22 protein-coding genes are annotated in these 11,545 nt (G+C 42.0%); 2 read left to right on the top strand and 20 right to left on the bottom strand.

The features are described from left to right. Positions 1-47 precede the first annotated feature (47 nt). The 20 genes from MHI25_RS09235 to MHI25_RS09140 all read right to left on the bottom strand — a co-directional run bounded on the left by MHI25_RS09235 (position 48) and on the right by MHI25_RS09140 (position 10,678). Positions 48-191 carry a hypothetical protein gene (locus MHI25_RS09235; RefSeq protein WP_340395285.1) on the bottom strand — a complete coding sequence of 48 codons (144 nt, stop codon included), beginning with the start codon at positions 189-191 and terminating at the stop codon, positions 48-50. Continuing rightward, positions 184-534 carry an HNH endonuclease signature motif containing protein gene (locus MHI25_RS09230; RefSeq protein WP_340395284.1) on the bottom strand — a complete coding sequence of 117 codons (351 nt, stop codon included), beginning with the start codon at positions 532-534 and terminating at the stop codon, positions 184-186. The genes MHI25_RS09235 and MHI25_RS09230 overlap by 8 nt, the downstream gene beginning before the upstream one ends. Then, positions 518-766 (bottom strand): hypothetical protein, encoded by a 249-nt coding sequence (locus MHI25_RS09225; RefSeq protein ID WP_340395283.1) that lies wholly within the window; start codon positions 764-766, stop codon positions 518-520. Before MHI25_RS09225 ends, MHI25_RS09230 begins: the two co-directional genes overlap by 17 nt. A 454-nt stretch (positions 767-1,220) precedes the next feature. Next, positions 1,221-1,766 (bottom strand): site-specific integrase, encoded by a 546-nt coding sequence (locus tag MHI25_RS09220; protein ID WP_340395282.1) that lies wholly within the window; start codon positions 1,764-1,766, stop codon positions 1,221-1,223. Between the two features lie 311 nt (positions 1,767-2,077). Next, positions 2,078-3,208, bottom strand: a complete 1,131-nt coding sequence (locus MHI25_RS09215) for a PIN-like domain-containing protein (protein WP_340395281.1) — start codon at positions 3,206-3,208, stop codon at positions 2,078-2,080. Positions 3,209-4,059: 851 nt separating this feature from the next. Continuing rightward, on the bottom strand, positions 4,060-4,437 hold the full coding sequence (locus MHI25_RS09210; RefSeq protein WP_340395280.1) for a hypothetical protein: 378 nt from the start codon (positions 4,435-4,437) through the stop codon (positions 4,060-4,062). 96 nt (positions 4,438-4,533) lie between these two features. Further along, positions 4,534-4,743 carry a hypothetical protein gene (locus MHI25_RS09205; protein ID WP_036681171.1) on the bottom strand — a complete coding sequence of 70 codons (210 nt, stop codon included), beginning with the start codon at positions 4,741-4,743 and terminating at the stop codon, positions 4,534-4,536. A 2-nt stretch (positions 4,744-4,745) separates the two neighbouring features. Beyond that, a complete protein-coding gene (locus MHI25_RS09200; RefSeq protein ID WP_340395279.1) occupies positions 4,746-5,048 on the bottom strand; it encodes a hypothetical protein in 303 nt (100 codons plus the stop codon). A 30-nt stretch (positions 5,049-5,078) separates the two neighbouring features. After that, positions 5,079-5,273: a hypothetical protein gene (locus tag MHI25_RS09195; RefSeq protein ID WP_340395278.1), complete on the bottom strand. Its 195-nt coding sequence runs from the start codon at positions 5,271-5,273 to the stop codon at positions 5,079-5,081. 36 nt (positions 5,274-5,309) lie between these two features. Continuing rightward, a complete protein-coding gene (locus tag MHI25_RS09190) occupies positions 5,310-5,567 on the bottom strand; it encodes a hypothetical protein (RefSeq protein ID WP_340395277.1) in 258 nt (85 codons plus the stop codon). Between the two features lie 67 nt (positions 5,568-5,634). Next, positions 5,635-7,005: a replicative DNA helicase gene (dnaB, locus tag MHI25_RS09185; protein WP_340395276.1), complete on the bottom strand. Its 1,371-nt coding sequence runs from the start codon at positions 7,003-7,005 to the stop codon at positions 5,635-5,637. After that, the gene (locus MHI25_RS09180; protein WP_340395275.1) at positions 6,968-7,321 is read right to left on the bottom strand and encodes a hypothetical protein; all 354 of its coding nucleotides are present in this window, start codon (positions 7,319-7,321) and stop codon (positions 6,968-6,970) included. The genes dnaB and MHI25_RS09180 overlap by 38 nt, the downstream gene beginning before the upstream one ends. Further along, positions 7,299-8,324 carry a hypothetical protein gene (locus MHI25_RS09175; RefSeq protein ID WP_340395274.1) on the bottom strand — a complete coding sequence of 342 codons (1,026 nt, stop codon included), beginning with the start codon at positions 8,322-8,324 and terminating at the stop codon, positions 7,299-7,301. Before MHI25_RS09175 ends, MHI25_RS09180 begins: the two co-directional genes overlap by 23 nt. Positions 8,325-8,343: 19 nt before the next feature. After that, on the bottom strand, positions 8,344-8,532 hold the full coding sequence (locus tag MHI25_RS09170; protein ID WP_036679404.1) for a hypothetical protein: 189 nt from the start codon (positions 8,530-8,532) through the stop codon (positions 8,344-8,346). 13 nt (positions 8,533-8,545) lie between these two features. Next, positions 8,546-8,851 carry a hypothetical protein gene (locus MHI25_RS09165; RefSeq protein ID WP_036679401.1) on the bottom strand — a complete coding sequence of 102 codons (306 nt, stop codon included), beginning with the start codon at positions 8,849-8,851 and terminating at the stop codon, positions 8,546-8,548. A 115-nt stretch (positions 8,852-8,966) separates the two neighbouring features. After that, positions 8,967-9,239, bottom strand: a complete 273-nt coding sequence (locus MHI25_RS09160; protein WP_076316756.1) for a hypothetical protein — start codon at positions 9,237-9,239, stop codon at positions 8,967-8,969. Continuing rightward, the gene (locus MHI25_RS09155) at positions 9,236-9,526 is read right to left on the bottom strand and encodes a hypothetical protein (protein ID WP_340395273.1); all 291 of its coding nucleotides are present in this window, start codon (positions 9,524-9,526) and stop codon (positions 9,236-9,238) included. Before MHI25_RS09155 ends, MHI25_RS09160 begins: the two co-directional genes overlap by 4 nt. A gap of 9 nt (positions 9,527-9,535) precedes the next feature. Then, the gene (locus MHI25_RS09150; protein WP_340395272.1) at positions 9,536-10,051 is read right to left on the bottom strand and encodes a helix-turn-helix transcriptional regulator; all 516 of its coding nucleotides are present in this window, start codon (positions 10,049-10,051) and stop codon (positions 9,536-9,538) included. 137 nt (positions 10,052-10,188) lie between these two features. Further along, on the bottom strand, positions 10,189-10,434 hold the full coding sequence (locus MHI25_RS09145; protein WP_340395271.1) for a hypothetical protein: 246 nt from the start codon (positions 10,432-10,434) through the stop codon (positions 10,189-10,191). A gap of 46 nt (positions 10,435-10,480) precedes the next feature. After that, a complete protein-coding gene (locus MHI25_RS09140; protein ID WP_340395665.1) occupies positions 10,481-10,678 on the bottom strand; it encodes a helix-turn-helix transcriptional regulator in 198 nt (65 codons plus the stop codon). 141 nt (positions 10,679-10,819) lie between these two features. Here MHI25_RS09140 and MHI25_RS09135 point away from each other — a divergent pair, with 141 nt between their 5' ends. Further along, positions 10,820-11,173, top strand: a complete 354-nt coding sequence (locus MHI25_RS09135) for a helix-turn-helix transcriptional regulator (protein WP_340395270.1) — start codon at positions 10,820-10,822, stop codon at positions 11,171-11,173. A gap of 17 nt (positions 11,174-11,190) precedes the next feature. Next, positions 11,191-11,517 (top strand): helix-turn-helix transcriptional regulator, encoded by a 327-nt coding sequence (locus MHI25_RS09130; protein WP_340395664.1) that lies wholly within the window; start codon positions 11,191-11,193, stop codon positions 11,515-11,517. Positions 11,518-11,545: the final 28 nt, after the last annotated feature.

Below are 11,545 nucleotides of genomic sequence, written 5' to 3'. Positions count from 1 at the left end.
CGGTCTATTCCATTTCATTTTTAAAAGTTTTTTTGGCCCCCCCGGGGTCAAGGCGGGCTGACCTTCTGGCTCTCCACCGTTTTGAACGCGGTCTGGAAGACTTGTCCAATCATATAGATTGGAATCTCATGCTTCGCGAGCACTTGAACAACGTCAAGAGCAGCCTTGTTAACGTTGATCTCTTTAACCATTACCGAACCCACCGTCCTCTCTTGCGGTCTTCTCGCTATGGTGTGAAGCACACAACGGTTGCCAGTTACTCCTGCGCCAGAACAGCTTATCGTCGCCCTTATGTGGAATGATATGATCGACCACAGTCGCAGCCTCTATCACTCCAGCAGCCTTGCAAATCACGCATACCGGATGCTGCTCCAAATACTCCAGTCGTTCCTTCCTCCACTTGTGACCATAACCTCGACTGGCTGAGGTCCCACGCCGCCTGTCTTTCTCCTTGCGGTGATTGGCACAGTATCCCTTGTCCGACAGCTCTCTGCAGCCTGTCTTACCACACGGACGCTTAGGTTTGCTCGGCATCTGCTTCCCACTCAATCCCGTTGTACTTATCAAGGTACTCTGCCCTAATTTCCAAGGGAATGCGCTCATCCTCAAAAACATCACACATTATCTGAACAGCACGTTTGAGTGGATCTAAATTCATGATATTGATCGATACTGTCAATCCCTTACGTTCCAGCGGTAAGACATCTGTTCTCTTGCTTGGCGTTCTCTCTATCCTTTCTGTTGCCTCGATCGCTGGGCATGGCATTACTGGACCGCCGCAATCTAGACATCGTATGCCGTCTTTATTTCGACCCTCCACACTCCAATTACATACCATGCATTTGTAAATAACCTTCATTCTCTTCATCATCCCTTTCCTATTCGATTGCACATTATCAGCACATTAGAAGCGATGAACAACAACCAATAAATCCACCATGGCATCTATCCAACCTCCTCTAATGCTCAATGTATAAATATTCACTAGCGTTATTAGGCCAACAACACAAAATAACCCTTATTTAAAAGGGCTTATTTCTGCTGCTATTCAATTAATAATTACAACAAAACATAGGTAAAATTGCATACTTTGCATAGAATACCAGTTCCTCATATCTTAATAGAGAGCATAACTTACTGAACTGCTGCTATCCCTTGATAAATAAGGGATTATGAACACTTCCCAATGATCAGTTATATACTCGCTAAATATGAATAACTTATAGGCCAAAACGATTCATTGCATTGTTCATCATATCTTGATCCATACCGATGTACCTCATTGTGATACTCTTATCTGAATGGTTCAGCAGATTTTGAACAAGCGTAATATCCTTGGTCTTTTGGTACATGTGATAACCAAAGGTTTTCCGCAGCGTGTGCGTGCCTATGTCCACTAATCCAAATTCATCAGCAGCCTTCCGCATCACCTTATAAGCCATGTCTCGTTTGATTGGCTTGTTTTTACCACCTTGCCTTGACGGAAACAAATAATCGTCTTTATCCATATCAGCCGTATATTTCTTGATATCTCGTTTCAACGTTGGGTTGATCTGAATGAACTTCCGTTTCTTTGTTTTCATTTCCGTCATTACAATCTGATCTCCACTAACGTCTCTAACCCTTAACTTCAATATGTCCTGAATGCGTAGGCCAGTATTAATGCCAAAAACAAACATTAGGTGATTCCGATCGGATTGACCTTTGAGGAATTCCTTGATTTCATCAATCGTTTCTTGGTCGCGTATCGGCTGAACAAAGTTCATATCCCTTCACCACCGTCCGCCCTTACACTGCCATTGGAACAGAAACAAACAGATGCCTCCCAAATTTCCCGTATACACCCCTTACAGTTAAACAGTCGTTTAAATATCGGCGGTTCCTTCAAATTCTTTATTCTTTTCATCACTAATCCTCCATAAGAAAACAAAAAGGCCGCCCTAGTATGAACGACCATCAAATAAGTATGTTATTACCTATGTATTATGGAAAACATATCGTCCGGTTCAAACTGAAGTCAATATACGGTCATAATATGTTTAGTTCGAAAAAAGTTCTTGAAACTAAGAGAGAATACCTATTCAGCATGCTCATGAATGAACTTCCATATTTCTTCAATCATTTGAGGACCATAATGTAAATCCTCAGTTACTCCATAGTATTGGTAAATAGTCTTACTAAGTTTTTGACTCAGCTTTTCTTTTGATGGGTGATTAGGAATATTATGGATGAAAGTATCAACTTCAGAACTATATTCATTTTCATCTTTCGTTAGATAATAGAGCCCTAGTGGATCGTATTTATTAAATACACCCAACACAAAATTGAACAAATCCGAATTTTCATTTTCTTCTTTTTCTAAATCATTTGCTATATCGGTATCCATGTTCGGATTGAAAAGAGTAACAAAATCCTTTGGAGACAAAATAGAAAACGTGCTCCCATTCGTTTGTTCATAAAACTCCTCAACCAGTTCTCTTCTAGGTGATAATACTTGATTTTGATGATCTTTTATTACCCAATCATCTTTTGCATCTGATGTTACAAAAATGACATCATTCTCAATGGACAATATATGTTTCCAGATAATAAAGTCCCCATCAAAGTTTTCTTTTTTTCCTTTATCTCCGCCAGTTAGTGGCGGAATCTTTTTATTAATTCGTTCTTTTGTCTCTGCTTCAATTTTTGAGATTTCTTCAGGAGTAAGTTCAAAATAACAATCCACAATTAGGCTCTCAAGAGTATCTAACACCGGATCATTATTTATAAATCCTTTAACACTTTTTATTATTTCTTTTATTTTTTTTCTGTAATTTTCAAAATGTATTAGAAACTCCTCTTCGGCTTCTAAATACTGCTTTGATTCATCTAGCAAATCAATAAATGGAACAGTGGAGATTAGTTGAGGCGGTTTCTGAATCTTTGATAGAAGTTCTTTCTCTATTTTTTGGTTTGTTTCCACAATCCTTTTTGGCCTTTGATCCATGAATTCTTTAACTACATGAGAAGGAATCCTAAGTCTCCCTGCGTTTGATAGATCATTTAAGGTATCTAAGACTTCTCTAAGAGTTACCTCTCTCCACTGATATGCTGAAAGAAGAACGTTGGTATCAATCACTACAGTCGCACTGTGCTTCATTTGGTTAAATGATTTCGGTTTAAAAAAGAACTTATCGGTATGGTGCTTATCTACAAACTGAATTGTCACTCTAACTCTCCATTCTTTAATTTACTCTATATTGAATTATATTCTAAAAATACAATCAATCCAATATTTACCTCAAACCAAAATCACCAAACTCTTTCGTCGTCTAGTCATCAAGACATGGCTTGATATGATCGACTATCGTTGCGGCTACTAACTTATCAACAACAAAGCAACACACAACGGTTACATACACAGGAAGCCTTGTATTTGCCTTATCTTTAACTTTTCCGGGCCGCGAATCGGCTAAACAAAATTCATTTGCACTCACCGACACCGAACTTGATGCAACCCAAGGGCTTTGAACAGAATTGAACCGGCGCTTCCCAGCGACCCCAGACACACCCTTTACACTTAGAAGGCTGCTGCTTCTCCGGTGGCTCTCGGAGACACCTTATCTCCATTTCACTCACCCCCCGGATATAATAAATAAGCCTCCATCAATGAGCGACCTTGTTTGTTATCTAGCTATTCGTTATGGCCTTGAAGGGAATCGAACCCTCTGATCCATGAGACCATATTATAAATACCCGTATTTGCACGGTCACGGACGGCTTAAGCCGCAACATATCCCTTATGCTCATATCGCGCCCGGGCGGAGCGCTTCGAGAGTGATTTTGAACTCTCTTACCCCGCATCAGACCGCCGCAACATCTACTTGCTACTTGTGCTATCAGTTCCGCCATTAAAACCGTTGCTATGGCAACAGGCATCATCACTGCTCAGCTCTGACGAGTCCTGCCACGATTAAGGGTAGCAGGGACACCTGGGAATAACTTCTTCCCTATGTCCCTACTTTAAATCCATTCTACAGACGTAATGCTGACGCAAAACAGACGTAAAACAGACATGTTTTAGATTATGCCGAGCAACTTAAGTGTTCCAGCTACAGACTCAATACCTTCCTGAATCTTCCGATCAAGCGAACGGTCAGTGAATGACGACCATCTAGTGACAGCAGCCTTACGCGGATTACGACTAATGAACCGATATTTCATGATTTGTTTTACCTCATCATCTATTATTGATTCAATCGCCAATTCCATGTTCTTAATGGTTGGACCCCATTTTTTAAGAATGGCTTCTTCATCCGCTGAAAGCTCCGTTCTCACTTGCAATCCATTAACGATTAACATCATATCTGGATATTTGCGGAGCAGCATTTTGGTCTTTGCAATATCCGCCTTGTTCGCACTCGGAAACAATTCCCCTTGTTCCCACACCATTGCCATTCCCCTCATTCCCCTTTGTGTTATAATGGGTTTGAGGTATTATTTACCGTTTATCGACCCCGCCCGGCCAAGGTTTAGGGGTCTTTTCTTTGTCCATTATGCATATCTAGATCCACGCGGCATTTTCCCGTCTTCGTCTAGAACAATATCGCTGATTATGATTGCTGATGATGCTGGGATATACTGACCTTTGAATTCTCCGAATGTTATGCTGTACCCATTCTTTTCACGCTGCGCCCGGAATGACACTCCTGAAACAATACTTCCAGCTGGCGAATTAATATTTTTGACTGTTTTGATGATCACTTCTACGCCTCCTTTTGCCGATTTTCTGTTATCCTCGCATTTTTAGGTATTGATACCCAAGCAAATCCTCTCTTATCTCCGCCTGGATCTTCTAGTACATAAGAATATCCTTTAGGAACAAAATCATTTAAATGAATCCGCAAGTCACCGAAAGCTGTCTGAATGGCCTGATGCTGAGCTAGTTCTGACCGCGGGCATACATAAAGCTGCATTCGCTCGATTTTTCTACCTCTGCGGCTTACCTGGTTAAGAGCAATGTTTATCATATTAACAGCCTGCGGATGGATTGGTGATAGTGTGCTCATCAGAGAATCCCTCCTTCACAGATTCATTCGCTAATCAATTTCACTCAACGCTTTTTTCCCACTGCCTGTTACTCGGAAATATGCCATGCTATCTTCCCAGCCTGGGTGCTTGGTTGCATACCCTTTTTCAACAAGGTCATTCCAGTCTTTGTCGTCCGATGAAGCGTAAAACCGATTCTGATTTCTCAAGGCATGTTCCACGCAACCAATTTGATTTTTATTCATATCCTTCACTCCTTCGCTATCTATTCGTACTGCGTATCATTTAGCCTTTTTGAATCTTGCTTCAACATACATTTCTTTCTTAGCGTATTGCCTTGCTAAATCTACCGTTCGAAACCATAATGTATTTTCTATTGTTTCTGTTAAGTAAGGCGGATTGCTATTCATGATTTCTGCAATAGAGTAGTTTTCTTGTCTATTCTTATACACAACAACAATCCGGCTACCTCCTTCATCGGCTACCCACCGTTCGGGATTCTTTAATATTTCTGCTGCTTTATCATAGGCAAAACTCATGGTCTGACCTCCTTTCTTGATGAACCGTTTGCGCCTACTCTGCACCAATGCCCGGCTTTCTATATTCTCAGGCTGGCTGCGGCAAGTTATTGGCATGCGCCCGTTCGTAATTCACGAACTTATTAAAATTCTTGAGGAACAGAAGTTCAACCGTTCCAGTAGGGCCATTACGCTGCTTAGATATGATGATTTCGATAATGTTTTTCTTCTCGGATTCCTGGTTGTAATAATCATCCCGATAAAGGAAAGCGACAATATCGGCATCCTGTTCAATTGAACCTGATTCACGAAGGTCACTCATAATCGGACGTTTGTCCTGGCGCTGTTCAACATTCCGGCTGAGCTGGGACAACGCGATAACTGGCACATCCAATTCACGAGCTATCTGCTTCAACACTCGGGAAATTTCTGAAACCTCTTGTTGTCGGTTCTCGCCACGCTTTCCACTACTTCCCTGGATCAGCTGCAAGTAATCAATAATGATCATTCCAAGACCTTGTTCTCTTTTCAAACGCCGACACTTAGCTCGAATATCATGCACTGTGACAACTGGATCGTCAGCAATGAAAATGTTCTTGTCTGCAAGAGAGGAAATACCAATGGTCAACTTACCCCAATCATCGTCACTGGTGATATCGCCCATTCTCAGGTCATTAGCGTCGAGATTAACCTCAGCGCACACCATACGTTGCATGAGCTGCTGCTCTGACATTTCTAAGCTGAACACTGCAATCGGATCATCCGATATCGCAGCCGCATTTTGAGCAATATTTAAGGCGAATGCCGTTTTACCAACGGATGGACGAGCTGCCACTATAATTAGATCCTGCTTTTGAAATCCACCTGTCAGCTTATCCAAATCCACAAATCCGGTCTCTCTCCCGCTAATGGTTCCACTGAGTCGGTTGCTTACACGCTGCTCGATCGTATCAATCAGCGCCATTCCGATTACTCTGGTGGATTTAAAATCTTGCTTTGAGACAGACTGATCAGAAAGTGCGGCTGACTTGGTGAGAGCGTAGGACACGACACTATCGGCATCCTCGCTTTCATACACCATATCAATGAGTGCATGAGCATCCTTCAGGGCTTGACGTAAGGTGAATTTGCTATTTATGATGCCAATAAAATATTCGATATTCGCTGCTGTTGGAGAAGAACGGGCTATACGGGTAAGATGATGAACGCCGCCAACCTTATCTAGGCTCTTACGCTGAAGCATTATCCCTGTAAGAGAGCGAATATCAATTTCTTCACCGGCATTGTGAAGATCCACCATTCCTGAGAAGATTGTCCGATTCATCGGATCATAGAATACTTCCGGTGCAACAGAAATCGCCTTATCTATCGCTTCTCCCGTGTTATCAATCAAGATCGCTCCAAGGATAGACCATTCGGCTTCAATGTCGTGCGGCTGTTCCCGATTTAAGTCGCGCATAAAGTTCCTCCTTCCATCCGGCGGGCATAGGTTTAGCAGCAGCTTGAGCCTTGTCCCTTTCTGCAAAATACTCCGCTGTCTGATCCTTGGCTTTTCGCTGATCTCGTAAATCACCCAAACCTCCACGGATCTGTGCAATCTTCGGCGGCCACGGATTTGTAAGCATGTGCTGCTCCACGTTTTTACAGGCTACGTCAAATGGGAAATCTTTAAGGTTCTCGTGGAGCCGGTCTATTTCTGTGTCACTGGTATCAATCTGATGTGCGTATTCTTCCTTGAGCTTAATGAGTAGATCAATAACTTGTGCTCTCTTCAAGCTGCTTTGCCTCCTTTGCTCGACGTTTAAGGTCTGCAAGCTCTTGCTGCTGCTTGGTTAGTCGCTGCGGCGGTGCTGGCATTGGTGTTTGGGTTATTGACCCTTTAGGCTTCGTAGTCTTGTTAGCGTTCCGCCATGCTGATTTCAAGCCTTTCACGTAATAAGTAAAACTGTTTGGCTGCTCGAAATCTTCTCCCTCGCGTTTTCGCTTTGCCTTGTATTGGCTCTCCATAGTTGTGATGGTAAAGGGTACTGGCATCCCTGCGGCGACCATCTTACCCATGGCTTCGCGATCGTTTGTGGAGACGTGAATGTCGAACTTATCATGCAATTTGCAATAAGCATTTAAAATTGCGATCATCCCGTCCGTTTTAGGATCTGGGCTAATTTCTTCTGAAAACTCATTTTCTAAAATAGTAGTAGTAGTAATAAGATCTTTAATATCTTTTGCATCGGACAATATTGTCTGATCACTCGTTAAAATCGCTTCATGATCGGACATTTTTGTCTGATCACTGTCATTGTGAACGGACAAATATGTCTGATCACTGTCATTGTGAATGGACAAATATGTCTGATCACTGTCGGGCTGATCGAACAAAATTGTCTGATCACTGTCGCTGTGAACGGACATTTCTGTCTGATCATTATCCTGCGAACGGACATTTTTGTCTGATCTCTTCAATATGCCTTTCTTGGACTTTCTAACCTTTATGATCAAACCCCGGGGCGCTCTAGTGATATGGATGTAACCGTGGTTCTGGAGATCATTTATCCATCTGCTGATGCTTTTATCGGTAACCCCAAAGTTCTCACCGATTTCAGAAAGCTTCATCGGCTTGCCACCCAGGACAAGTCCCCAAACTGTTCCGTCCTCTTCGACTTCCTTAGTCGTGGAGCTAACACACCAAGCAAATAGCCATATCGCCGATCCTATTTTTTCATAGTGTTGCGGCGAAAATAACCCGGAGAAGATCGGAAAAGGAAAGCTATCTGTTGGCATAAGCTCACCTCTGTTATAATCATCGTTTTCCCTTCTTCGGTTTGGGGCGATTTATAATTTCTGTGACATTCGTACGCAGGATGAATGCTAATTCTCCATTGTCCTTTCGAAGCTTAGCCCAAGGTCGGGCAATGCCCCATATATCCAGTACCTCACCGGACAGGCCACAGCTTGTTAGGACTGTATCACCCTTGAGAACAAGAAGCATATCAATCGCCTCCTTATCTCGCTAAGCGAAGTTGCAGAGCTTCTCGCAGGATTGCTGTACTCTTGTCATCTAAACGGTCTGCCTGTGAAAGATCAATTTTGTTGATGCCATTGAATAAATGAAGAGCACATGTGAGCATAAATCTCTCGGAAGGACTCCAACCTTTTGAAGCTTTAATCAATTCATCCACGTGGACAGTAAGTTCTTCAAAATCAACAAATTCCGGTTTCGACAATAATTGTTTAAGCTTGTTATGATTCATAAAGATATGAAGCAGCCCCCGCCAGTAACGATCCTGAAGTAAGTGATCAGGTATCATAATGCCATTCCCCTTTCAAATTAAATTGTGATGCGTCAGCCGCATCTTGGAATCCCGGACGGAGGAAGGTTATTTCTAAGGTCCGACATTCCAAGACAGGGGCCGAAGCCCTTCATCATTTGATCCTGTCTATTTCTTGCATTACGAGTGTTTTGATGTTCATTGGTAGAAACTCTACGACTTCAACAATCTGATTCCACCTGCCCGAAGCTTTTTGTTGTTGCCTGTCTGCAAGATAAAAATTTTCTACAGAACTCATGACCTGATTGTTTGCAGCGGTAATCTCCGTTTTCAGTACGTGGTCTATAGCAGATGACCACTCGTTTCTGCGTTTCACATACAATTCAGCAAGAGCTTTAGCAAATTGAATTTCGTCTTGTTCACTCAAGCTGTTCCCTCCTTGCTTTTACTAGGGGCATCGCGTAAAATAGACGCAACGAGAAATTTTAATCGGGTTCTCAATGAGGTCCGCCGTGCCAGGCGGGCTTTTTTATGCTGTTCTTTAGCATGATGCATTTCACATTCATGCAACCAGATCAGCATTTCTAGCCAACGAATATTTCGTTTTAACTTGATCGGATCAATATGCTCAGCCTGGCGTTTGATCATTTTCAGATTCCGCTTAGCGTTCTTAGCTTCAAACCGCGCTTGATCTTCCAAATCTTCGATACTCATAAAAAAACCTCAATTCATATATTTTTTTTGTCTCAGTTCATTCCGATGATCCGCCCATAATCCAAGGTAAGAAATATCATATTTCCGACAAAGGACTGCTGTATTATGCGTAAGTGCAGTTATGGCTTCGATTTGCTCCATTAGTCCATTTTTGACGTTCTCGTGATCAGCAGGCGTCAACTGGTCTGATCTCTTAGTGATTGGAATTGACTGCAAAGCCAGTAATGCTTCCTGCATCTCTTCGATTGTTTTTATGTATGTTGAACTCGGATGTAAGTCAGCGCCATCTAAGTAAGGTACACACGCACCACCTGTAACCTCTTCTGCTGCGCCGATAATCAACTGAATATCATCGTAGTGTCTAACTGCGGCTTGCATAACTGGCTTAGATGGCTTACGAGTACCGCTTATGATTTTCCCTATCTGTGAACCGTCAACATGTGCAGCTCGTCCAGCCTTTTGATATGAATCACCTGTTCTTTTAAGCACTTCTTGAAGTGCTCCTGGAAAATGTCCAACTGCCACACTTATTGCCCCCTTATTTGTCCAAATTAGTTAGGTGCTATTGGACAAGGGAATGATGTATGCTTTTATTAAGCAATTCCCCTTGCCCACATTCTCCCACCCCCACCGCAGCCGTTTTAGCACGGCGGGGGTTCAGTTTAAACTTCAATCCCTTGTTCCCGAAGTTTAAGAGCAATATCCCAGCCTTTGGCGTGCAGATTCTTTAGCACCTTTTGAATGGCTTCGGGTGTTTGAGCTACATAGTTATCACAGATGTGTACTTTGCTCTCCCCGAATTGATAAGTTTCAACGATGTTTGCTTCTGGCAAATCCATTCTGCTTTGTTGAACCATCACATCACCTCTTAAGGTATGTGTATGCAGTGCCTCTAGTGGGACAGCCATTGTTTCTCGAACCTCCTTTTTCAAAAGAACACGTTTCGTGTTGTTGCTAGTCAAAAAAAATTGATTGAACAGTCCGTTTGTAGTGTGATGCCAATTTAATTTTAATTTCATCCCGAGGAACCCTCTGACCATTCTCATACATTTGCAATGCACTCACACTAATTCCAACAGCCTGAGCGGTCTCTTCTCTTGAATCATCTCCACGTAGGCTAATCAGCCTTTTGGCAATAAGTTCTTTCATCAGTACTATGCACCACCTCTCAAAAACCACGTTATGTGTTGTTGAATCAAATATACACCGCACGTTTCGTGTTGTCAACACGTTTTGTGTTTTTTATAAATAAATAACACAGTATGTGTTATATTAGTGGTGGGTGATGAATTGATGGCTACTTTTGGAAACCGGCTACGCGAAATTCGTTTAGCAAATAACTTAACTCAAAAAGAACTCGCGGTTTTGTTCAAACTGAGTGAAAGTGCAATTGGAATGTATGAGCGTGACGAGAGAGAACCTTCGTTCAAACTCGCGAATGAAATAGCAGATCGCTTTGAGGTTACTACAGACTATCTTTTTGGACGAACTGATATTATACGGTCTGAGGAAACAAACCTCTCTTTTTATGGAGGACCTAGCGAATACACGGAAGATGAAATTGAAGTGATTGAGGATGCTCTTAGACGATATAGAGAAATGAAGAGCAAACTAATACATCAGATTGAAGATAATAAAAAAAAGTAATTTAATTATCTAAGGTGATGATAATGTTTCGTGGGAGCCATCTTCGCAAATTACGCAAAACAGCAGGTTTAACGATGAAGGAATTCGGAGCAATATTCAGTCTAGCTGAATCGACAATTTCCGGGTATGAAAATGAATCACGCAAACCTGATTTAGTAACATTGGACAAGTTTGCTAGCTTTTTTAATGTTTCCGCTGATTATTTGATGGGGCGCAGTGAAGTACCACTTATTGGAGAACCAGGAAAATACACCGAAGATGAACTTGAAGTCATCGAGGATGCTCTCAGAAGGTACCGAGAAATGAAAAGAAAGCTTATATATCAAATTAAAAACAATGAATAATTTTTTAATATTTTAGCCAGAAATGGCT

It is taken from the genome of Paenibacillus sp. FSL E2-0177 (genome assembly GCF_037992975.1).
Classification (GTDB): Bacteria; Bacillota; Bacilli; order Paenibacillales; family Paenibacillaceae; genus Paenibacillus_AQ; species Paenibacillus_AQ odorifer.
The sequence above is the reverse complement of the archived record's forward strand: the minus strand, read 5'-3'. Positions and strand labels throughout refer to the sequence as shown.